The organism is Vibrio sp. 10N.261.46.A3, from assembly GCF_041472995.1.
GTDB classification, from domain to species: domain Bacteria; phylum Pseudomonadota; class Gammaproteobacteria; order Enterobacterales; family Vibrionaceae; genus Vibrio; species Vibrio coralliirubri.
On record NZ_JBFRRH010000025.1, the window covers coordinates 72015 to 94781 of the forward strand.

General features: G+C 44.8%; 22 protein-coding genes. 12 read left to right on the forward strand and 10 right to left on the reverse strand.

Features of this window, described 5'->3' with window-relative positions:
- Positions 1-54: 54 nt before the first annotated feature.
- Positions 55-441, reverse strand: a complete 387-nt coding sequence (locus AB4484_RS06565; RefSeq protein ID WP_048609289.1) for a thiol-disulfide oxidoreductase DCC family protein — start codon at positions 439-441, stop codon at positions 55-57.
- 386 nt (positions 442-827) lie between these two features.
- On the opposite strand from AB4484_RS06565, the gene AB4484_RS06570 reads away from it, so the two are divergent.
- Positions 828-2618, forward strand: coding sequence for a hypothetical protein (locus AB4484_RS06570; RefSeq protein ID WP_372077151.1), 1791 nt, complete (start codon positions 828-830; stop codon positions 2616-2618).
- Between the two features lie 86 nt (positions 2619-2704).
- Here AB4484_RS06570 and AB4484_RS06575 read toward each other — a convergent pair whose 3' ends face one another.
- Entirely contained in the window at positions 2705-4048 is a 1344-nt protein-coding gene (locus AB4484_RS06575; protein WP_372077153.1) for a sigma-54 interaction domain-containing protein, read from the reverse strand.
- A 286-nt stretch (positions 4049-4334) separates the two neighbouring features.
- Here AB4484_RS06575 and AB4484_RS06580 point away from each other — a divergent pair, with 286 nt between their 5' ends.
- The 4 genes from AB4484_RS06580 (at position 4335) to AB4484_RS06595 (ending at position 8287) form a co-directional block, all read left to right on the forward strand.
- Positions 4335-4892: a DUF1439 domain-containing protein gene (locus AB4484_RS06580; RefSeq protein WP_060982921.1), complete on the forward strand. Its 558-nt coding sequence runs from the start codon at positions 4335-4337 to the stop codon at positions 4890-4892.
- Positions 4893-5118: 226 nt separating this feature from the next.
- The gene (locus AB4484_RS06585; protein ID WP_372077155.1) at positions 5119-6681 is read left to right on the forward strand and encodes a glutamate synthase-related protein; all 1563 of its coding nucleotides are present in this window, start codon (positions 5119-5121) and stop codon (positions 6679-6681) included.
- 273 nt (positions 6682-6954) lie between these two features.
- Positions 6955-7746: an arylamine N-acetyltransferase gene (locus AB4484_RS06590; RefSeq protein WP_050634755.1), complete on the forward strand. Its 792-nt coding sequence runs from the start codon at positions 6955-6957 to the stop codon at positions 7744-7746.
- A gap of 19 nt (positions 7747-7765) precedes the next feature.
- Complete coding sequence (locus tag AB4484_RS06595) at positions 7766-8287, forward strand: NADPH-dependent FMN reductase (RefSeq protein WP_372077158.1); 522 nt, start codon at positions 7766-7768, stop codon at positions 8285-8287.
- A 106-nt stretch (positions 8288-8393) separates the two neighbouring features.
- On the opposite strand, the gene AB4484_RS06600 is transcribed toward AB4484_RS06595, so the two are convergent.
- Complete coding sequence (locus AB4484_RS06600; protein WP_372077160.1) at positions 8394-9206, reverse strand: enoyl-CoA hydratase/isomerase family protein; 813 nt, start codon at positions 9204-9206, stop codon at positions 8394-8396.
- Positions 9207-9336: 130 nt separating this feature from the next.
- Between AB4484_RS06600 and AB4484_RS06605 the strand changes: the two genes are divergently transcribed.
- Both AB4484_RS06605 and soxR read left to right on the forward strand, forming a co-directional pair.
- A complete protein-coding gene (locus AB4484_RS06605) occupies positions 9337-10296 on the forward strand; it encodes a LysR family transcriptional regulator (protein ID WP_012604456.1) in 960 nt (319 codons plus the stop codon).
- Positions 10297-10448: 152 nt separating this feature from the next.
- Positions 10449-10889, forward strand: a complete 441-nt coding sequence (gene soxR, locus AB4484_RS06610; protein WP_004736387.1) for a redox-sensitive transcriptional activator SoxR — start codon at positions 10449-10451, stop codon at positions 10887-10889.
- A 17-nt stretch (positions 10890-10906) separates the two neighbouring features.
- Here soxR and AB4484_RS06615 read toward each other — a convergent pair whose 3' ends face one another.
- A complete protein-coding gene (locus tag AB4484_RS06615) occupies positions 10907-11671 on the reverse strand; it encodes a carbohydrate deacetylase (RefSeq protein WP_333007484.1) in 765 nt (254 codons plus the stop codon).
- A gap of 130 nt (positions 11672-11801) precedes the next feature.
- Positions 11802-13130 (reverse strand): 6-phospho-beta-glucosidase, encoded by a 1329-nt coding sequence (locus AB4484_RS06620; protein ID WP_372077162.1) that lies wholly within the window; start codon positions 13128-13130, stop codon positions 11802-11804.
- 104 nt (positions 13131-13234) lie between these two features.
- On the opposite strand from AB4484_RS06620, the gene AB4484_RS06625 reads away from it, so the two are divergent.
- The 3 genes from AB4484_RS06625 (at position 13235) to AB4484_RS06635 (ending at position 15131) form a co-directional block, all read left to right on the forward strand.
- Positions 13235-14119 carry a LysR substrate-binding domain-containing protein gene (locus tag AB4484_RS06625; RefSeq protein ID WP_050644616.1) on the forward strand — a complete coding sequence of 295 codons (885 nt, stop codon included), beginning with the start codon at positions 13235-13237 and terminating at the stop codon, positions 14117-14119.
- 76 nt (positions 14120-14195) lie between these two features.
- Complete coding sequence (locus AB4484_RS06630; protein WP_048609300.1) at positions 14196-14576, forward strand: VOC family protein; 381 nt, start codon at positions 14196-14198, stop codon at positions 14574-14576.
- 153 nt (positions 14577-14729) lie between these two features.
- Positions 14730-15131 carry a globin gene (locus AB4484_RS06635; protein ID WP_372077164.1) on the forward strand — a complete coding sequence of 134 codons (402 nt, stop codon included), beginning with the start codon at positions 14730-14732 and terminating at the stop codon, positions 15129-15131.
- Between the two features lie 62 nt (positions 15132-15193).
- Here the strand turns inward: AB4484_RS06635 and AB4484_RS06640 are convergent, their stop codons facing one another.
- Together AB4484_RS06640 and AB4484_RS06645 are read right to left on the reverse strand one after the other, a co-directional pair.
- The gene (locus AB4484_RS06640; protein WP_050644615.1) at positions 15194-15754 is read right to left on the reverse strand and encodes a hypothetical protein; all 561 of its coding nucleotides are present in this window, start codon (positions 15752-15754) and stop codon (positions 15194-15196) included.
- A 365-nt stretch (positions 15755-16119) separates the two neighbouring features.
- Entirely contained in the window at positions 16120-16890 is a 771-nt protein-coding gene (locus AB4484_RS06645; RefSeq protein ID WP_372077166.1) for a DUF481 domain-containing protein, read from the reverse strand.
- A 139-nt stretch (positions 16891-17029) separates the two neighbouring features.
- Between AB4484_RS06645 and AB4484_RS06650 the strand changes: the two genes are divergently transcribed.
- Together AB4484_RS06650 and AB4484_RS06655 are read left to right on the forward strand one after the other, a co-directional pair.
- Positions 17030-17419, forward strand: coding sequence for a DUF4345 domain-containing protein (locus AB4484_RS06650; protein WP_050622079.1), 390 nt, complete (start codon positions 17030-17032; stop codon positions 17417-17419).
- Positions 17420-17428: 9 nt separating this feature from the next.
- Complete coding sequence (locus AB4484_RS06655; RefSeq protein ID WP_372077168.1) at positions 17429-18931, forward strand: arylsulfatase; 1503 nt, start codon at positions 17429-17431, stop codon at positions 18929-18931.
- A gap of 67 nt (positions 18932-18998) precedes the next feature.
- Here the strand turns inward: AB4484_RS06655 and AB4484_RS06660 are convergent, their stop codons facing one another.
- From AB4484_RS06660 to AB4484_RS06670, 3 genes are all read right to left on the reverse strand, one after another.
- Positions 18999-20024 (reverse strand): LacI family DNA-binding transcriptional regulator, encoded by a 1026-nt coding sequence (locus tag AB4484_RS06660; RefSeq protein WP_048609306.1) that lies wholly within the window; start codon positions 20022-20024, stop codon positions 18999-19001.
- Positions 20025-20274: 250 nt separating this feature from the next.
- Positions 20275-21381 carry a porin gene (locus AB4484_RS06665; RefSeq protein ID WP_372077170.1) on the reverse strand — a complete coding sequence of 369 codons (1107 nt, stop codon included), beginning with the start codon at positions 21379-21381 and terminating at the stop codon, positions 20275-20277.
- Between the two features lie 248 nt (positions 21382-21629).
- Positions 21630-22646, reverse strand: a complete 1017-nt coding sequence (locus tag AB4484_RS06670) for a nuclear transport factor 2 family protein (RefSeq protein ID WP_048616719.1) — start codon at positions 22644-22646, stop codon at positions 21630-21632.
- Positions 22647-22767: the final 121 nt, after the last annotated feature.

The window sequence follows — 22767 nt, forward strand, 5'->3', positions numbered from 1 at the left end:
CACTGTTTGGCGTGGTGTATTACAAAGTCGCGAGTGGCATGTCTTAACCTAGCGCTATTTTGTGCAGCTGTTACCATCGCAGCGCGACTTTCCGGTTAACCAGAAAGAGACTTTATATCGGTTCTTGGCAAATCGTAAATAACACCAATCTGCCACTGGCTTAAATATCGCCCAACGTAAAGGGGCGTATAGCCAACCTTTTCCTACTAGGCGCCATGCTTGGTAGGTCACGTCTAAACCTAGCAGCAGTTTTCCATTCTCATCCAGTGCATGCAAAATAGTGTTGGCTGCGTCCGCATCAATCTGTGGGTAGTCTGAAAAGGCTTCACTGTAGATATCGATGGTTTGAATCTTATTCTCGGTATCATGCTTGGCAAGTGCCGCCATCTCTTTTGCGCACAATGGGCATGTCCCATCGTAGAATATCGTAAGTTGTGTCATCGTCTGTTCACCTATCATTTCACGATCTGAACCTCCCGTTACCCGTCAATTCAACCGCTTGTTATTCAATAATCTAGCAATGGCTACGTGATTGTACCTTTTAAAGATCACTCTCCTCGTATCAAAGCTCTAAAGATGTCTGACTTAGACACTTTGTTCATCCTTCCAAGTCCTTGATTGTTTGGTCAAATCTCTGGTCTATGGACAAATGATAACAAAGCGTCCAATAAAGGTGTTCCGTCAATATATAAACATCAATCAAATCAATTAGTTGAACTTGGCTTGGAATATGCTCTATCGAACCTACGAATTGCTAAAGGATTTTCTCCAATTTGGGCAAGGCAGAAAACCCTAAAAGCATAAGTATGAACAAATGGAGAGAGAACATGAAGGTTATAAATTATTTACTTAGTGTGCTTTTGTTGTTTAGTAGCCCCCAGTTGGCGTGGGCTACTGTTGATGTGATGGAACTTGATGGTAATGCGACCAGTGATAATAGTGGTATTGATTGGGACGATGTAAATGATCCCAACAGCATGGTTGGGATTGCAGAATTTTTCCAAAAAGACCGTAATGGTATCGACCAAATCTTTTGGAAGGGTGGATCAAAAGATGATTCCGACATTACGGATTGGGCGTTCCGTACCGCGTCACCACAACCAAAAGATGACTTTACCAATGCGTATGCCGCTGCCTTTGAAAGCGAAGGCGATTTGCTAATTTACTTTGGTGCAGACCGATATGCGAACAATGGTGATATGTACATTGGCTTCTGGTTCCTACAAGACCAAGTAGGGTTACCGGATGGACAAACCAAGGGCGACTTTGTTGGGCAACATGTCAATGGAGACATCCTTGTGCTGATTTCATTCCCACAAGCGAGTGGCGGTAATCCGTATATAGAAGTGTTGCAGTGGGATTTGAATAATGGCGATGTCACCGACAACATGACGAGAATTTTCCAAACAGACGGTGATCCTAAATCGAATGATTTTGTGGGAGCTAGATGTGGCAGTGGCGCTGTTGGTGTCGATAAGATATGTGCGATTGCAAATGATGACTCTATCGGGGCAATACCGCTACCTAATGTACAAGGTTGGGACTACCTCGCGAAAACGGGTGAAACAACCTCTATTCCGACAGAGAGCTTTGTTGAAGGACGTCTGAATTTATCTGCGTTGTTGAACGATGAGTTTGGTATCAGCGACATTCCTTGTTTCAGTAGCTTCTTAGTTGAGTCACGAGCTTCTCGTTCGATTGATGCATCTTTGGCTGACTTCGTTGTCGGTTCATTCAGTTTATGTAGCATCAGCATAGCGGCGACTTGTAACACAACCAGCTTTACGGTTGATGGCATGTTTAACATCGATTACACCGTGATGGTAACCAATACTGGTCCAGGTTCGTTAGGCACCAATGGTGATTACGAAGTGGCCTTTTTATCGGAGTCACCAATCTTAGGCGCGCTTCCAGTGGTTGGTAATGGTGATGAAGTGTGGAGTGTCGGTGAGTCATTCTCATTCATGGGTAATTACTTGTCTGTAAATAATGGTGCTGTCGGTGTCATAGATGGTTCGGTGGATCTTGATGGGCTTATTGTGAATGCTCAAGCGCCAGTGGCCTACAATTGTCCACCAATAGACTTGAGCCCGATGGTTGAAATTTCTAAGGTGTGTAATAGCTTCTTAGAGGTTGATGGCGGTCAAGTTGTGCTTAAGAAAACCTATGATGTTGAAATATGTAATACCGGTGATATCCCATTAGCCATTGAATCGCTGGTGGATTCTAAGGATGACTCTTTGAGCCGTTCTGATTTACCTACTGAAGTAGTCAACAGCAGTTATTACCTCGACTTTGCTTTACCTTGTGATGATCTTGAGGATGTGACCACATGTGGTGCTGGCAATATGTGTAGTGCATTAAGTGCCGACCCTGAGCTGTTTGCTTGTAAAACGGGTGAAGGAGAGTGGATACCGAACTTTGGTGATGCGATTGGCCAAGTGTGTACACAAGTAAGTAAAACTTATGCGCCAAATGTGTTACCAACCGGAACTGCAGGAATGCTATCTAATCAAGTGACAGCAACGTTTGACTCGCTGTTCTTGCAACAAGCATTTATGGAAACATCGAACATTGCAACCTGTGATGTTTGTCCGTTTACTGTTCCTGAGCCATAAGTACTTTCATTAATTGAGTACAACTAAACTCCAAAGCAGCCTAGTTCGTTAGGCTGCTTTATTAGTTAGTTAGCTAGCCAGGCGACTTAAATTACTATCTGATGTTTTTTGATCAGCTTATATAAGGTTGTCCGAGAGATAGATAACGCTTTAGCGGATTGGGAAATATTGTAGTGGTGTAGCTGAATCACTCGACGAACATTTTTTGAAGACAGTCGTGCGTCACTCTCAGTATCGGGCGACGCGTCTTTCAATTGAATCCCCATATGACGAGTAGAGAGGGCGCTTGAATTAGAAAGAACAATCGCCCTTTTTATGCAGTTGAATAACTCTCTAACATTGCCCGGCCAATGGTACTGTTTCATTTGCTCAAGGGTGTCACTAGGCAGTTTGGTTTTGGATGCGTAATTGTGCTTCAGTTCAAATCGAACCAAATCTTCAATGTCTTCTTTGTGATCATTGAGTGGTACTAGGTCTAATGGAAGTACATTGATGCGATGAAAGAGATCCTTTCGAAATTTACCCGCAGCAACGGCTTGTTCGATATTGACGTTGGTGGCGAAAATTACACGGCAATCTACGGGCAATTGGTTGTTACTGCCTAATCGTTCTATCGAGCTATTTTCAAGAAAGTGGAGCAGGTAAGTTTGCAGCGAAAGTTCAAGGTCGCCGATCTCATCCAAAAATAGTGTGCCACCATTCGCTCTTTCCACGTGTCCGACGTAGCGTTTGTTTGCACCTGTGAACGAGCCTTTTTCAAAGCCAAATAACTCTGAGTGAATCAGGGATTGTGGAATTGCGCCACAATTTACAGCGATGAAAGGTTTTTGACTGCGGGCTGAGGCCTCATGTATTAAACGCGCACATAGGCTTTTTCCTGTTCCGGTTTCCCCTTGAATCAGCACTGGAAAATCGTTGTTAGCGATCTTGGCTATCTTCTTTTTAAGTTGTTGGATGGTTCTGGATTGCCCTACCAATTGACATTCATGGCACGAGACAGGCTTGGGTCTAGTTTGCTTGGTATCTACCATGCCATACGCATGCCCTAAATTTCGACAAAGCCATTCTGTATCAATAGGTAGGTGGTAATAATCCCAAAAGGTTTGCTTAATGAGCGATAAGTTGCGGCTTGGTGGTTGGTTGCAGATAGCGATTGCTTTTAAACTTGGAGAGTGAACCTTTAACGCTGATATTTGCTCACACTGTTTGTCGATTGAGGATGATGTTAGACAAGAAACGACAATTGGTGCGTAGCTTTCGCTGCGTCTATCAAGTAAGTGAATGGCCTGTTCGGTCGTTTCTGCAACTTGAGCTTCCCAGTTATGGAGACGCAGCTCTCCTACCCACTGACTATGGTGCAGGCATGCGGTGTTGCATAACAGAATCACAGAACGAGTTATTGGCTCAGGTGATACTCTTTTTGATGGCATTGTGCTCACTCTTCATGTTTCGACTCCATGATGAAACCTTCAGTAAGCCCCCTAAATATCCATAAGCTTAGAAGCAAAATTCAATTAATTCGAGCACACAAATCTGATGGCGTTTGGCTGACAAGTGTCATTATCTCAAGCGGGAAAGCTAATCTGGTGCTTTACTTACTGATATTTATGCTTATTAATTAAAGGTATTCACGAATATCGTGTTTTTACTGTTTTGTTTATTGATGATCACACAGTAAACTCCGCGCTAATCACTAACGATAAAGAGCTGATATTGATGATAATTAACGTAGCAAAAAAGTTCATTTTGGCAGCTTCTGCGCTGGTGCTAGGTGGTTGTGTGAGCTACAGCGTGACTGAGCAAGAAATGACGAACTACCTTCAAGATTCGGTGATGTTAGAACAAGAAGTCGGTGTGCAAAACGTTATGTATGCTCAAGTGGCGGTTGATGACTTAGCGGTGCAAATTGGTCGAGCTGATGCCGAGCGAGTGTCTGTTCTGGCGAATACCAATGCAAAGGTTCAAGTGTTTAACATGCCAAACATGGGGCTAGATCTGGATATCGAATTCAGCGCGATTCCCGAATACGACAAAGAGAGTGGTGAGGTCTACTTAAAGTCTCTGCGTCTTGAGCGCTTTGAGGAGAAGGGAAAGCAGCTTTCTCCTGAAATAGAGAAGTTACTAAAGCCTGCCGTTTCTATGATTGGCTTTGCTTTGTCTCAGTCACCGGTTTACAAATTGGATAGCAATAAGGTTCAAGAGTCATTGATCAAGTCATCGGAACCTAATCTAGTGATTAAAGACAACAAGCTGGTCATCGAGTTATTTGATTAACCTTTCCCGTTTAGCTGACACTCAGATTTAAAACACAATGGCTGCCGATTTGGTGGCCATTTTTGTTTGTGTTGAATCAGCAAGATTTCTGTTTTGAGGCTGTCCATTAAGCTTGTTTTCACTGGCTCATTTATTGAATTCGCCGCGTATCTCACCTTTACTTTACTCTTGTGAGCAAGTCATCGCTTCAGTCATCAAATCATAAGAAAGAAAAGGTGAGCGAACTATGAAGAATCCAGTAATAGCGGATAACAAACCCGTTAAGGTCGAGCTAACCGAAGGCGAGGAGTATTACTTCTGTACCTGTGGCAAATCGAAAAACCAACCGTTTTGTGATGGTTCTCATGCAGGAACGGGCTTCAAACCAAAGAGTTTCGTGGCCGAGGAAAGCGGCGACGCTTATCTGTGCCGCTGTAAGTATTCGAACAACCTCCCTTTTTGCGATGGCACCCATAAACAGTTTACTGCTGAGCAAGTGGGTCAAGAAGGCCCTGATGTTCATATCCAAGCGGCAACGCCCGATCTCTTACCAGCGGCTTCTGCAACCAAAGAAGAGCCCACGGTCGAATTTATTCATCAATTAGCACGAGATGGCTTATCCAAAGTAGGTCACCATGGGCCAATGACTTCAATGGGTGTCCCAAGATATCTATTACCTCACTGGGATGATATTCAAGTGATGGTTGCACAAATGGCGACTAAACCGCTATTGGAAAATGTGCCCGTCGGTGCTGAGCTTATTATTGGGCCAAAAGCGAAAAAGCCGCTTAAATTGAACATCTCTTTATTTGTGTCTGATATGAGTTTTGGGTCGTTATCTGAAGAAGCGAAAATCTCTTTAGCGACAGGCGCGGAGCTTGCGGGAACGGGAATATGCTCGGGCGAGGGCGGCATGTTACCCGAAGAGCAAGCGGCGAACTCACGTTACTTTTATGAATTAGCTAGCGCACAATTTGGTTACGACGAATCTAAGCTCAAAAATGTCCAAGCCTTCCATTTTAAAGGTGGGCAGGGTGCTAAAACCGGAACAGGCGGTCACCTACCGGGTGCGAAGAACATTGGCAAGATAGCCGAGGTACGCGGTATTGAAGCGGGTACAGCCGCGATTTCCCCACCCACCTTTGTTGATCTAAAAACCGTCGAGGATTTCAAAAATTTCGCCGACCGAGTTCGAGAAGTGACGGGCGGTATCCCAATAGGGTTCAAGTTGAGTGCCAATCATATTGAAGAGGATATTCAGTTCGCATTGGATGCCAGTGCCGATTACATCATCTTGGATGGTCGAGGCGGTGGTACTGGGGCGGCGCCAGAAATGTTCCGTGACCATATTAGTGTGCCGACCATTCCAGCGCTTGCTCGTGCCAGAGCCTATCTAGACAAGCAAGGCGTAAGTGACAGAGTCACCTTAATCATTACTGGTGGGCTTCGTGTTCCAATGGACTTCGTAAAAGCGATGGCGCTTGGTGCAGATGGTGTCGCTATCTCGAACAGTGCCATGCAGTCGATAGGTTGTGTTGCTGCCCGTATGTGTAACACCAATAATTGCCCGGCGGGTATCGCGACTCAAAAAGCCGATTTGCGCCAACGGTTAAATGTCGAGAAGGCATCGAACCAATTGAAGAACTTCTTCGAAGCCTCGACTGAATTGATGCAAGTGATGGCGAGAGCGTGTGGTCATGATCATTTGAATCAGTTTAACCCTCACGATCTGGCAACATGGAATCGCGAAATGGCCGAGCTATCCGGAGTCGCTTACTCTGGTGTCAGTCCATTAAACCAACTTAAGTAAATAGTATTTCGATAAAGCACACTCACTGTATTTTGAGTGTGCTTATTTTTGTCTGTGTAAAGAAAATCTATATTTAACCTTTCGTAATTAACTGCTTTATAAGTATTTTTAAATTATTTCCTATTTTTTGAAAATATCGCTTTACCTCAAGTTAACTTAAGGTTTTATCATCGTCCCCAATCTAAAAACATAAACAATCACCTTGTCATTCTTGAGCGTTGTCAGCTTGGAAGACGTCAGTCATTAGGTGATGAAAACAAATCAGGGTTAGGTATGGAACAGCGTCAAGTCACCGAATATTTTTCAAGAATTGGTTTATCTCAACCAAGCGATACCACAATCGAAAACCTAATAGCGATCCATAAGCATCAACATCGAACCATTCCGTTCGAGAATTTTGATGTGGTTCAGGGACTGCCTATTCAACTGTCTCAAGAGGCATTGCATGAAAAGCTGGTGGTTAATCAGCGAGGTGGTTATTGCCAAGAACTTAATGGGTTGTTGCTGAATGTGTTAACTCATATGGGCTTTGAAGCGAGAGCCTTGCTTGGTCGAGTACACCTAGCAGGAGAGCCTACAGGGCGTAGCCATCGAGTGACATTGGTGGCGATTGAAGGCAAACAGTGGCTGGTGGATGCGGGCTTTGGCACCTTTACCCCTCGTGCTCCATTGCTGATTGAAACCAATATTGAGCAGTCTAATGACTTACAAACTTTTCGTTTTATCGAAGATGAACGATATGGTTTCTTACTGCAGATAAAGCAGGGTGAAGAGTGGATGAACGTCTACAGCCTAGACATGACGTATGTGGGTGCCAACGACTTAGAGTCGAGCAACTTCTTCACTTCAAACAGTCCGAAATCCATTTTTACATCAAACTGTATTGCGGCACTACCGATTGAAGGTGGGATTGTCACGCTGCTTAACCAGAAAATTAAAATTAGCATAAATGGCTCAACAGAAGAGTGGTTACTTGAAGATGAGCCTACGTATCTTGCTGCATTACAAACGTACTTTGGTTTAGCGCCAAATGTGCCTTTTCAAACTTTAGAGAAATGTTTCTAACCAAATTCGAGGATCAACAATGAAAGTAATAGCGGTTGGCGCGACCAACAGTAAAGCATCGATTAACCAACAATTGGCAGCGTACACCGCAAGCTTAGTTGAGGGCGCGCAAGTAGAGGTGCTCGATCTTAATGATTTCGAGATGCCTATTTATAGTGAAGACAGAGAAAAAGAGTCCGGCGTTCATCAACACGCGCAGCGCTTTTTTAGCAAGATTGGCGAAGCAGATGCTGTTGTCATCTCTTTTGCAGAGTACAACGGCTCATACACCGCAGCCTTTAAGAATGTGTTTGATTGGACATCACGAATCGACATGAAAGTGTATCAAGGCAAACCTGTTGTGATGCTCTCCACATCACCAGGCCCAGGTGGCGCAAGCTCTGTGTTGGCGTCTGCGGTAAATTCGGCACCTTACTTTGATGCTGATGTGAAGGGGTCGATGTCGATGCCAAGTTTCTACGACAACTTTAATGTAGAAACGGGTGAGATCATCAATGCCGAAATGGCCGAGAGCCTGAAATCGATCATGAGTCAGATCTAACTGCTTCAGTGAGTAAGAGAATTACTACATCGGTGCACAGATAAATTGATAAATAAATAGATACATAAATGGCCATCAAGCGATGGCCATTTAATTGCGTCATTGTCTATTGTGATAACTCTGCTGCGGTGTCAACGAAGATGCCTTGAATGTCTTTCGCTTCACGTTCGGTTTGACCACCGTGTTTTAGAAACGCACCGATAATTGCTGCGGTTTTTTGCTCTTTTGCGCGCTCTAAGAAGTAACGCAATTCTAGCTCAGCGCCCGCTTGCTCATCTTTGATTGAGGCTGCGATGATCTCTTTGTACATCACGATATCACGTACTTCTAATTGACTGATCACACCGAGTGTCGCTGCTAAGAAACCCTCTAGCTCTGCCTTCGGTACGAACTGCGTAATGATGTTACGGTCTTCTGCTTGCTGAGCCGTAAAGTCGTTGCCAAGCAGCAAAGCTTGTAGCGCTTTGTTTTTGCCCATGCGTCTTGCAAATTGAACTGCGCCTTGGCCACCCGTTGGGATGTTTACATGAATTTCAGGTTGTGCGAACGCTGAGTTTTCAGTGCCGTAAGCAAGGTCACACGCCATCACAAATTCATTACCGCCTCCACGAGCTACGCCATCAACTACCGCGACAGAGACTTGTTTCATCGCTTTAATGTTCTCAATCATATGGTTGAATTCGATCGAACCGGCTTGTCCACCTTGTGTACCGTTGATCACATTGAGATCTAAGTGAGCCAGAAAGAAGCTCTCATGTAGTGATTTAAAGACCACAACCTTAGTATCACGATCATCTTTCAATGAAAGTACAAAGGCATTGATCTCGTTGATCAAGTCGAAAGTCAGCACGTTCACTGGTGGGTTGTTGATTGATACCGTTGCGATGCCATTTTGGTTAGTCACAGATAGTAGTGTCATGGGGTGTTCCTCTATTAGGTCGGGACTGAATGTTGTCTCCGTTATGTGCAGCTACTATAGATTTGTAATAAGATGAGAAAAATAGTCATATTGGCACTTGATTGGTGCTTTAAATGCAACAAAGGGCGTTATGGATATATCGAGTCGTTTATTATTGTTACTTGAAGTGGTTGAGCTGGGTTCGTTTGTCAAAGTGGCGGAGCAAAGAAACGTCGACCGTTCCGTTATCTCTAAACAGATCAGCCGTCTTGAAGAAGAGCTGGATGTTCGATTACTCAATCGCACCACTCGTTCGTTATCTCTGACAGCTGCAGGCAATGAGATGGTCAATCAAGCGCATCAGCTTCGTGCACTATTGAACGATACTCGACGCTTGGCGCAAAATTATCATGCAGAGCCTCGAGGGTTATTAAGAATCACCAGCTCGACCATGTTCGGTCGACAATATGTTCAGCAGGCGATTGCGGTTTTCCAGAAGCAGTATCCAGATGTTGATTTTGAATTGAGACTCGAAGACCGAATCGTCGATATGGTTAAAGAAGGGTTTGATATTGGTTTCCGTATTGGTAAGCCCAAAAACTCCAGCCTAATCAGCCGTAAGATAGCCAGAAGTCGATTGCTGATTGTCGCTTCACCTGAGTTCATTGCTCAGCATGGCGAGATCAACACCATCGAAAAGTTAGAGTCATTACCTGCGACTATCTATGCCGCTCCGGGTTTGTTGATTGATAAGTTTTCTTATGTCGATCAAGAGGGGCAAGCGCAGCATTTTCAGCTTAATGCCGCTTATAAAGTGAATGACGTTGAGATGATTTCCAAGAGTGCGTTAACCGGCAGTACTCTCGCGGTCGTCACGGCGCAGATGATTGAAGATGAAGTGCTCAGTGGCGAGTTGGTGCCTATTATGACTCACTTAAACTTGGATGACTTTGGTACTTTTTATGCGGTGTACCCACATCGAGATGCACCCATAAAAACTAAGCTCTTCATTGATACATTGAAAACCATTGTCGGTGAAGATAAACCCGTGTGGGAGCAAGGCATTCCCGGGTTTGACGACATGTATGGTAATCAGCGAACAAAATCATAGCCCGGATAATCAATGTGTTAGGCTTTTTTGTTGCGCGTATTTTGTAACCTAGTCCAAACCTTAATTTGAGCCCAAACTTCAAGTTAAAGTGAACTCTATTATACTGTTCATTATCAGGAAGAAACGGCTATTCAAACAGGAAGTGAAAGATCATGAGAAACATCGTATACCTCACCATAGGCCAGTTGGCTGAGCGCAGTGGCGTGGCTCCTTCGGCCTTACGTTTTTACGAAACCAAGGGGTTGATTGCTTCGATTCGTACTAACGGAAATCAGCGCCGTTATCAGTCTGCGATGTTGAGACGAATTGCGTTGATCCAAGTCGCACAGTCGATTGGCTTCACGCTGGAAGAGATCACCGAAGAATTATCGACATTGCCGATGAACCATACCGCGACTAAGCGAGATTGGGAGCGTGTTGCTAAGAAGTGGCAGGGGCAACTCGACAGTAAAATGGCGCAGATTAAATCGCTACAAGAAAACTTAACAGGCTGTATCGGTTGCGGGTGTTTGAGTATGCAGAAATGCCACTTGTTGAACCCTGAAGATATTCTGCATGACCAAGGGCAGGGCGCACAACGGATCGTTGAGTAGCCCTGAATTAATGTATCTTATCTGAGATCGTCGAATCCAATGCACTCAATCTGATGGTCAGCTAGCCACTGTTTTAGTTCTGGGTTAGTGAGAAGTTGATGCTCATCTACGCGTTTATCACTGTAGCTTGATAGGGACTTAAGCTGTTCACTTGCCACTGATGAAGGGTGGCACATTAACTCAAGCACACCGTCAGGCATCATAGCTTGGTAGCTCAGTAATAAATCTTGCAGGCCATTCCGTGATACGCCTTCGTCAAAGAAACGCATATCGAAAGCGTCTGGTGTTGGCACTTGAAGTTCATCTTGGCCACTTAGGATGTTATCGATTCGTCTAACTGGAAGACCAATGCGATTCACTGTGCGGGTAAACGCTGCTTTTAGAGGTTTAAACACACCACCAAAGTGATGGCTGTCGATATGGTTAATCTTTAAACCGGCATCGACAGCGGCTTGATATTGCGCGTTGAGTTCGAGCATCACCTCATCTTCATTCACATCTGATTTATCGAACAGGGTGATGTTGCTAAAGAAGTGACCGTGTTCGTCCACTAAGCTCGGCACTAACTCTGGTGGCGTCAGTGGTTTGCCTGCGGTGACCGTAAAGTGCAAGCCAACTTCAGAGACTAAACCTTGATGATAGAGCTCAATCGCGTGCTGTGTACCCGGTTGATTCATCATGATGGTGGTCGACTTAACCAGACCCGCCTTGAAACAGTCGACGATGCCGTGGTTCACGCTTTCAGTGAGGCCGAAATCATCGGCGTTGAGTATCAATTTCATCATGACCTCTTATTAAAAGATTTGGATTCAATATCTTGAATGAGCTCTGCTGTCACTGAGCTCATTTGCTGTTATTACGGAGCTTATTAGCTGTTATAACCGAGCTTATTAGTTGCTAACAAAGGCCACATTAAGCGAGTCGATGAGCAAACGCAGGCATGAAGTCTAAGTTCTCGCGAATGGTTTCTTGCAAAGCCTCGTCGATGTGCGAACCACTATCGACGATAGGGTTTAAGATCAGAGCACGTTTTGCTGTTGCGATGTCACCCGTCATCGCCGCTTTAACGGTCAGAGTTTCAAACTCTTTCATCTGCTGAATCAAGCGCAGCGTGTCACTATCAAAAGGTTCAACGTTCAGTGGCAGGATCGCACTGCTGGTGATCACCGAACTCACTTCTACCGCGCAGTCATCGGGTAATCCTTGAATCGCACCATTATTGCGAGTGTTGACGTGCATGATAGAACGTTTGTTGTTGTGAATACTGCTCATCAGCTCACAGGCCGCTTCAGAGTAGTAAGCACCGCCTCGTTCTTCTAACAATTTAGGTTTGGTATTGAGCATCGGATCTTTATAGATCTCAAGCAGTTGCTTCTCAACTTGAGCCACCAAGTCGGCGCGATTAGCGTTGTTCTTCGATGCCTCAAACTCTTTATCTAAGATATCTCTGGATTGGTAGTAGTAACGTAGGTAAGCACAAGGAACGATGTTCAGAGAACGAATCAATTCAGCGTCCCATTCAAAGGGAGGGATGTTCTTTGGCATCATTTGATCGTTACCACCAAGGAGTTGTTCGATGAGTTCTGCCAATTTATCTTCACCTTTATGAAGCACCTTACGAGCCCACACTAGGTGATTTAATCCGGCGATTTGCATCGTGATATCTTTGCGTTCTGCGCCGAGCATTTTCGCCGCGCCTAGCTCCATGTTGATGGGAACGTTACATAGACCAACGGTTTTAATGGTTGAGTGCTTAATCAATGCTTCCGTTACCATGCCTGATGGGTTGGTGAAGTTGAGTAACCACGCATTCGGACACAGTTCTTCCATCTCTTTCGCTATCTCGAGAGCAATCGGAATGGTTCGGCACGCATTAGAGAAGCCACCTAAGCCATTGGTCTCTTGGCCGATCATGCGATACTTCAGAGCAATCCTCTCGTCGCGTAATCTTGCTTCCATTCTTCCTGCGCGAAATTGTGAGCAGACAAAATCCGCATCTTTCAGAGCTGCTTTTCGATCCGTGGTGAGGTGAACATTAATCTCACAGCCTGCTTTGTTTATCATTCGCTTGGTGAGCGCCGCGATTATCTCTGCTTTTTCCATGCCTTCTTCGATATCGACTAACCACAGATCAGAGATAGGTAATTCGTGATGGCGCTTGAGCAGTCCTTCAACGAGCTCTGGGGTGTAACTTGAGCCACCACCAATCACGGTTACTTTGAGTTTTCGATTCTGTTGCATGCTGTTCACCATTTAATGTTGTAGATTACTTGGTTTAATTTATATGATGGTTACATACACCGACAAACCAGTTATGACGAATTATGAATTAGTGAGGTTAATGCATGGGGCTGTTCGAAAATCGCCAACAAACGCTGTCACTGCTGCACACCTTTAGTGTTGCGGCTAAACATTTAAGCTTTACGCTTGCCGCCGACGAGCTCTTCTTAACTCAGGGAGGGGTCAGCCATCGCATCAAAAAACTCGAACAACAATTGAAGTTCAACCTGTTTGTGCGCAAGACGAGAAAGCTCGAACTGACGCCAGAAGGTCAGCGTGTGTTATCCATGTTGAACGTTTCGTTTGAGTCTATCTTTTCTGAACTCATGGATATTCAAACGGGTGAGCTAAGTGGGGAGTTGTATATCGCGACATCGCCTTATTTCGCTTCCTCATGGTTAATGCCGCGTTTACCGGAATTCAGACGCTTGTATCCGAATCTAAGCATCAAACTGCAAACCAAACAGAGCCAGTCAGACTTCCAGTTTGAACCTTATGACGTGGCAATTTTCTATAGCGAAGGCCATTACCCCAACCATTACAGCGAGCGATTATTCAGTGGAGTAAGAACTCCTGTGTGTAGCCCTGAATACGCGAAACGCTTCAAACTAGACCAAGGCATACACCACTTAGATGACGTTCGTTTCATTCACAGTGGCGATATCACTGCGTGGCAGCGTTGGTTGTATGAAGCTCAAAGTGATACCAACTGCGCACTTCAGTGTGACTATTACAGCGATAACCGCTTGGCGATGGATGCGGCGATATTATCGATGGGGCTGGCACTAGGGCGGTTAGAGTTTATGACACCGCAGATTGAACAAGGCTTATTGGTCGCGCCTCTTATGAGCATTGAGTCGGGCAAAGGGTATGATTTAGTGTGCCCGAAAGGCATGGAGCAGCGAACTAAGTTTCAGGTGTTTGCTCAATGGGTTAAGCAACAGTTGTGACCGAATAGCGTGCCTAGACAAACACGAATTATAGGTCTAGTTTAGGTGGTTATTTCAATAGAAGAAGAGGTTAGTTATGTTCAGCCATGTTTTTCTCGGTACCGAAGATATTGAACGCGCGAAGGCTTTTTATGACCCAATCATGAAAGTGCTTGGTTATAGCGAAGGCTCTGTTGATCCTAAAGGGCGCTGTGTTTACGTTAGTCAAACGGGTGTGTTGGGCTTAACGAAGCCGATTGATGGTCAGCCTGCGACTCACGGCAACGGCATGACGGTGGGTTTTCTTGCGTCTTCTCCTGAAGTTGTAGATGAGTGGCATCGAGTTGGCGTCGAAAATGGCGGTACCAGCATTGAAAATGGTCCCGGAGCGAGAGGTTCTGACGAGCGTCGCTTGTACATGGCTTATTTACGAGATCCTGATGGAAACAAGATCTGTGCAACTCACTTTATGCCATAGTTGACGTTATGCCACAGTTCGCTTTATGCCATCGTTCATTTTATGCCACAGTGGCGTATACTTAGATCATATTGATGGTTCGGAGTTGGCGAAGTCGCGGCTCTGAACTTGTTAGCTTCCCGAAGACTCAAAATTTTGCAAAGGACTGGCTAGATGAAACCGAATGAACTGTTTTATGAAAGCTTTGAGCGCTGCCGGATTGACCAAGAATTTCTCGAAACGTTTTTGGCGGATTTTTGCGAGCATAATCCAAGGTTTTCAGAACGTTTTGAAAAGATAGGGTTAGAGCAACAAACCAAGATGCTTAAAGCCTCGATCATTCTTATCTATAACTCTGCTGGTCTACCGAGCGTACGAAACTCGGTGAAAAAGCTTGGGAAGCGACATAAAGATTTAGGAATGGTTATCTCTGAGCAAGAACTCAACGAGTGGTTCAATTCGTTACTCAATACGGTTAAAAAATACGATCCTCACTATGATGAAAGCGTTGAACAAGCTTGGACAGAAACGCTCGAGGCTGGCTTAACTATCATGAAGAAAGAGTGCGTAGTCTGAACCAAAATGTGGAACGAAGTAAGCCTCGTCTAACGAGAGGCTTACTCATTTTTTCTACTCAATTAAAAGGTAAAGCCTGCTTGGATACTTAGTACCGACTCAGTGGTATACCAACCAGTACTTCCTCCGAACTCATACCAATCAAATCCAGCTCGAGTCACAAACTTGGAGTGGCCGAAAACGGGTTTTAGTGACTTGTATTCTGCGCCGATACCGTAAGTTAAGCCAAGATCACCATGCGACCCTTTGTGGACTTCATTATTATCGCTAGATAGGAACACCAGTTTGGTATCTGAGTGTGCGTAAAAAGCGCCCGCCTTACCATAAACAGCGAAGTTTTCGCTGAAGCTGTGCTTATACATAGGTGTTAATGAAAGCATTAAAGAATCGAACTCTTGCTCTGTTTTAAGATCCTTTTCATCAGTGCTAATAACAAGCAACGTTGATTCAACATACCAGTTGCTTTGCATGACTTGGCTACCAAATGTGAACTGGCCACCGACATCGCCATCATCCATCCCGAAACCGCCTAGTGCGTACATTTCATTTGATGCAAAAGCTGAAGTTGATGCGATGCCGGTAACTGAGGCAATCGTAAGAGCCGCTAAGATTAATTTTTTCATTGTTTCCACTCTGGTTTGTAAATTTCGGGAGAGGATTCTAGCGATATTTTCAAAATAAAAAACACTGTTCGAATAGGGCGGGAAGGATTAAATGAAGATTAAATATCTCAAGATATAAACCTGTATTTCTATGATCTAAAATTACAATTTTTTAGATAGATTAAATGAACGATGTTCAGGTGTTACTCTATGATTTTATGGGTTTTCTTTGAGGGAGGTCGGTGTATGTTTCACGAAGAAAAACCTCTGGTGACGGAGGTCATCGCCAGAGGTCAGAATCATTTGAGGATTACGTTTTAATAGAAATTAAATCCAAATGTGCAATATTGGGTTGGCCTAGGTTCTAACACGTTACGAGAATCGGATTAAAAGTGAGCAGCCCAACCAATCAGGAACCCTTGCGATGCGGTATCGTATTCAAAGGTGCCCTTGTTTTCGTAATCAACCCAGGTCGATTTGTAGGCAACATTTAAGTCAGACCAACTGTTTATCTGGTATCGCACGCCAGTTAACAGAGATGAAGTAAAGTTGGTGTCACTGCCAAGACCTGCATCAATGGTTGCGTGAAACTTCCAATCCTTATTGATCTGCGTTATCCATCTCACACCTATTTGGTAATCTATCCAATCTTCATCTAATGATTTGCTTCTATTTAAGTCGCCAACTGAAGTGTAAAGCTTGGCATCTATGTCGTTATCCCACCAACGAAGCCCAAACAGATAATCAATCGTGCCAAAATCGTACTGGTAGCGCTTAAACCCCTTCACATCTAAAACACCTTGTCGGATATCAAGGTTGCCCCTCAATACCTCTAGGTTGTTACCTAACACTGAGTTTGTTTTTCCGCTTAGCTTCATGAAGCTATAGTCAATGAAATAGCCCCACTGATTGTCATAGATACCCTCTAAACGCACCATTGCGGTCATATCAAGATGATCCATGATGAATGCAGGATCAACATCGACATCTGCTGACAAGCCACCAATGGTGCTGTCTCCACGGATATTGAGTGCAAGCGCGTAAATTTCGAAGCTATGTTGCCACTTTTTTGTATCCGCTTGTGCACTTGCTTCCTGAGCATTTACGGTTGAACTTGCAGCCAATGCTGATGCGAGTAGGTAACGCCATTTAGCCATATTGATATCCTTATCTTCGATGTGAAATAGCACGAATGTGAATGTATGTTTTAACTATTCACTTTTCACATATGCAACTTGTATATTGCTGATTGTAGACTATGTTTTTTGAAAAGAGCCAAATTAAAAGAGTAAGGATATGAAGCCACAAAGCATTTTTTTGTTCGTTGCTGTTTTGGGTTTAACACCGATTGCGTTGTCGTACGGTTATGCCCCCGTTGTCTCCCTTGATTATCTTTTCGGAATTGATGCTAGCCCTATCAATGTCACTCATATCTTTCGTGCAGTGATGGGGTTGTACTTAGCGTTGGCTCTGTTTTGGATAGCAGGGGCGTTACTAAAGAAATACCGATTGCCAGCACTCTACAGTTTGGTGGTCTTCATGTTGGGTTTGGCTGCCGGTCGAGTCATTAGCTTGTTGATAGATGGCATGCCTCACTGGCTACTTGTCGTCTATCTACTATTGGAGCTTGGCTTTGGTTTGGTAGGAATAAAAATGGTTCACAAAGAGCAATCTGAAACAGTATAAGGACATTCTATGAAAAGGATTTTCCACCTTGTTGTTCTGAGTGTGTTGAGTAGCTTTTCGCTATCAGCATGGGCAGCACAAGAGCAACCGAATATTTTTGTTATCTTCACGGATGATATTGGGATATCAAACCTGAGTGCTTATCACAATGGTGTGATGAGTAGTGAAACACCGAACATTGATAGTATTGCTGAAAAGGGCATGCTCCTGACTGATTATTACGCTCAGCCTTCTTGTACGGCGGGTCGTTCTGCATTCTTAACGGGTCAACTTCCCGTTCGAACAGGCATGCACTCAGTCGGATTACCAGGTGGCCCAGTTGGTTTAAGTGCTGACACGCCAACCCTTCCTGAAATCCTTAAAACCATGGGTTATGTCACGGGGCAGTTTGGTAAAAACCACCTTGGTGACCGAGATGAATTCCTACCGACAATGCACGGTTTTGATGAGTATTGGGGTTGGTTGTATCACTTGAATGCAATGGAATACACAGAAGATCCTGATTGGCCAAAAGATGGCTCTTTGGATGCCTTTGCGCCTCGTAATGTTATTTATGCAAGATCAGACGGTAAAGGTGGTCAAACGATCGAAGATGATGGTGCATTGTCGATCGAGCGTATGCGCACCCTTGATGACGAAGTGAATAAACACGCGATCAACTTCATTGAAAGGGCGGTTGAAGCGGATAAACCCTTCTTCACTTGGTACTGTCCATCACGTGGTCACGTTTGGACGCACCTGTCACCTGAATACGAAGCCATGCTCGGCCAAAACGGTTGGGGGCTTCAAGAAGTGGTCATGAAAGATCTTGATGATCACGTCGGTGAGATGATGGCGAAGATGGAAGAGCTCGGTATTGCCGACAATACCATCATCATTTTCACTGCCGATAACGGCCCAGAGATCATGACTTGGCCTGATGGCGGTATGACACCTTATCACGGTGAGAAAGGCACAACTTGGGAAGGTGGCGTAAGAGCCCCTGCACTGGTCAGCTGGCCGGGTAAAATCCCTGCGGGTACTGTAGGCAATGGCATCTTTGATGGTATGGACTGGTTACCCACTCTGGTCGCTGCGGCTGGTGGTCCAACGGATCTAAAAGAGAAACTGCTGAAAGGTCACGATGGCTTTAAAGCGCACCTTGATGGTTACAACCAAGTGGATATGCTGACTGAGAAAGGCGAGTCAAACCGTAAAGAGATCTACTACTACGAACGAGATCAGCTGCAAGCGGTTCGTGTTGGTGATTGGAAGGCGCACTTCATCGTGCAAAATCACGGTTGGAGTGGTCCTAAAGAAGCGCTAAACGCACCATTACTGTTTAACTTACGTCGTGACCCATACGAGCGAGCGGCGGAAGAGTCGGGCATGTACTTGAAATGGATGGGACAAAAAATGTGGGCATTTGGTCCTGCACAAGCTGCTGTCCAACAACATCTAGCAACTTTTCAAGAGTGGCCTCCAGTGACACCTGAATCTCCGGCAGAGAAGACTGGTGGTGTAGGTAACTAGTTAAATATCATAAAAATCCCGCTCACACTGAGCGGGATTTTTATTTGAATGCGTCTTAACGTTGGTTCTATTTTAGCGTCGTGTTTCGTTCAATAAACTTCACTGGCACCATCAGCTTAACCAAGCTTGTGTCTTGCTCTTGAATCTGGCTAACGACAATTTTCACTGATTCACGTGCAAGGCGTCTGAAATCTTGCTTGAAGGTAGTGAGTTGGTAGTTCAACCATTGAGTCTGTGGGATATCATCAAAACCAATCACTTGGAGATCTTCTGGAATACGCAGGTTGAACTCTAAGCGTGCCACATCCATTACTGCCATCGCGAGGTTATCTGTCGCACAGAAAATCGCTTGAGGATGTGTGGGTTCTGAAAACAGAGTCCGAATGGTATCTAGAGCATCAAGGTAGTCATAGTCAGCTTCAATAACACGAGCTTGCTTGCCAGTGAGATCTTCGAATTCTGAGCAAAAGCCCGATTCACGCTCGCCGTTGGTGTAGGTTGGTACGTTACCTGTCAGGTAAACCGCTGATTTTGTTCCTACGCTATGTAAATGCTGAGCGGCGACTTGGCCAGCGGCGTAGTTGTCACTCACCACATGGCTACTCTTCGTCCCTTCAACAACACGTGCGAACTGAACGATAGGTATGTCGAACTCTTCACACTCTTCATAAAGCGACTTATTAAAGGTCGCAGAAGCTGCAATCACGCCATCAACTCGGTATTGGAAGATATTAGGAATCGAGTGATTGTCGTTTCCATCAACTTGCCAAGGAATCAATACCGCAGAGTAACCCTGTTTTTGTAGCTCGGTAGAGATAAGCTGCAGAGTTTTCATGTGGATCGGGTAGTCGGCATCTGGGAAAACTAAGCCAATCAATTTGGACTCATTTGTTGTCAGACTGCGGGCAAAGGCATTGGGACGATAGTTCAACGATTTTGCTGCATCGAACACTTTCTGCTTGGTCTTTTCAGACACTGAACTGCCCGGGACAAATACACGAGATACAGTTGATTGAGAAACGCCAGCAAGTTTAGCGACATCTTTAGAGGTGACGGTTGGCTTTGACGCCGTGGAGTGTTTTGGAGAGCTCATAGACCACACTTTTGAACCAAATTAACTGCGCACAGAGTAACATATTTAGGTACGTACTCATAAAGTAATACCAAGGAATGATATGAAAAATAAGGAATAATGATTATTTTGAATTTGATGTTGGGTATAACCCATTCTCTGTATTGGGAAAACAGTAGGATTACAGAGGTAGTGACAAAAAAGCTCTGCGTAAGAGCAGAGCTTTAGATTTCGAATTTACCCATAAAATGAGCAACATACCGCTACATCGTTAGAAGTAGTAACGAATACCTGCAGCGAACTGGTCATCGCTATTTTCGTAATGGTTACCAACAGATTTGTCGTTACCATTATCAAACTGGTATTCCGTCCAAACTAAGAACTTATTCTTCTTAAAGTGGTACTCAAGGCCAGGAATAATAAGCTGGCGCTCGTAGCCGTTTGCGTTGTCGTCGGTATCCGTTAAGTAGTTCACGTTAAAGGTTGGACGCAGACCGTTTTCAAAGTGGTAGTAAGTGAAGAATTCCGCACCGCGGTGGTCGTAGAATTCAGCTTGGCTGGTGGTTTCCCAGTTTGAACCTTGGCTGTAGGTGAAACCAACGAATAGACCGTCATTGGTATAGTTAACACCTAATAGGCCAATGCGTTGTGTATCACCACCTTTGATATTTTTAACGCCCGCATCGACATCATCAAACTCATTCTGGTGGTAAGCTAAACCAATCGTTAGGCCATCCATAACAGTGTACAGCGTTGATGCGCCCATACCGTTTTTCAACGTTGCTGTTAAGCCGTCAGCTAGGCCAACATCTTCGCGAGTGGTTTGGTAAGTGAAGCCGTATTTCCAGTTGTCGCTAATGCTGTTGCGGTAAGTAATCGAGTTCTCGGCACGACCTGTACCTGACGCAATACCCCAGTCAGATAGGTTGTAGTAACCAGAACCACGCGAACCGAACACTCGACCCATATCGGTAAACCAAGCCACATCGTAAAAAGTAGACCATTGCTTAGTACCTGCTGCGATCTTGCCGTATTTGTCGTGCTCTACGCCTGCGTATAGAAGTCGGTCGTAAATATTGTCGCCGTTAGCACCTGAGTTGTAACCCCATTCAGCATGGCCAAAGCCAGTCCAGCCGTTATCGAGTCCCATTTGACCTTTAAGGCCGAAACGAGAGCTACCGCTGTTCCACTCACCGTTATCTTTTTCCCAAGCATTGGTATCTGAGTTAAAGACTTCACCTTTGTCTTGGTAACGAACGTCGAAACGACCGTCTAAAGTAAGGCTATCGCCCGCGTCATTGGTAAAAGTGTGTGCAGCAAAAGCAGAACCCGAGGTAAGTGCTGTAAGGATCACTGCTGAAAGAATCGACTTGTTCATTGTAATTCTCTTTATTCAGGCTGTAGAAAGCCACCGTGCTTTCAAGCCCGTTATATTGGTAATGGTTTGGCAGGGTGTACCCCATCCATGAGGCACGAGTAGATTCAGTTATTAGTGGAGCAATAATGAATTGGTTGGAGCACTTACTAGGAGCGAGAAGGGTCCCCCAGTAAGCGTGGCAACCTAAATCAGATGTCTATTTAGGTTGCCACTATTTCGTTTCAATCTTTTGGATTAAAGCGTATTGATTACAGCGTTGGGTTCATGATGGTTGAAGTACGTTCAAATACATCTAGACCTTGCTGTTGTAGCCAGTAAGGAAGGTCGATAAGAACCCAGTTCTCAGACAGCTTGTCACCGTCACGGTAGTAAACGTCAACTACTTGCATGTTTGCACGTACTTCACCGCCAGTCATACCTAGGAAGCCACCTGTTGGTGTGTTTGATAGGTTTGGCCAACCGAAGAAACAAGAGAAGTTACCTTCAGCGAAACGACAAACGTGGCCGTTGAACTTCTTGTCTTTCAGGTTGTTACGGAAAGGAAGTTGGTGCTGTTGTTGGTAGCGAGGAATTGTGTAAGACGCGCCGATACCACATGGGCCGTACCAAATCATGTCTTTTGACCAGCTCTTCGCTAGTACTTCTGGTGGGCAACCCATCGCACCGCTGTCGTTAAGAGCAGACAGGTCATCAACCATTTTGTTTACTAGAGCAAGCGTTGCAACACCTTCTTCTGGAGCCGCGTCTTCAAATAGCAGACCATCGTGGTTACGTGGGCCAGGGTATACGAAGTGCTTACCAGTTGATGGTGGAAGTGGGTAACAACCCGCTTGATCCATCATGCCTAGAAGATCTAGGAACAGGCCTGTCTTTGTGATTTTGCCGTCAACTACGCAGTTAAATTCTGCGTAGCGAACGTTCATGATCTTGCCAGTAGGGCGCATGCCTAGGTATTCAGCGTCGAATAGACCCATGAAGTGACCCATGCTCATTACCCAAATCTCATCTGGGTTAACTTCGTTGTTACCACCGATGAAGATGTCTTGACGACGCTGCATGCGAGTCATTGACTTCATCATTGGTGCCCAGAATACGTCAGCAGCCGCTTGTGCGCCTTCTTGCTCACGGAATGGGTAAACACCGCGCCACAAGTAATCTTCAGAAGTGTGTGCTTTTAAAACTTCAGCAACGTTCTCGTGAGTTGCGTTTTCCATTGCATCGAAGTATTCACGAACAATGCGTTTAGCTTCTTGATATTTAGACATAATAATTTCTCTTTGTGTTGCCGAGTCAACATTCGGAACAGGACTCGATTTGGATTTTGTTACCGGCTGACTTATCAGCCGGCTTTAAATTTTTCGTATTTGAACTTCAGCGTATGAGTGT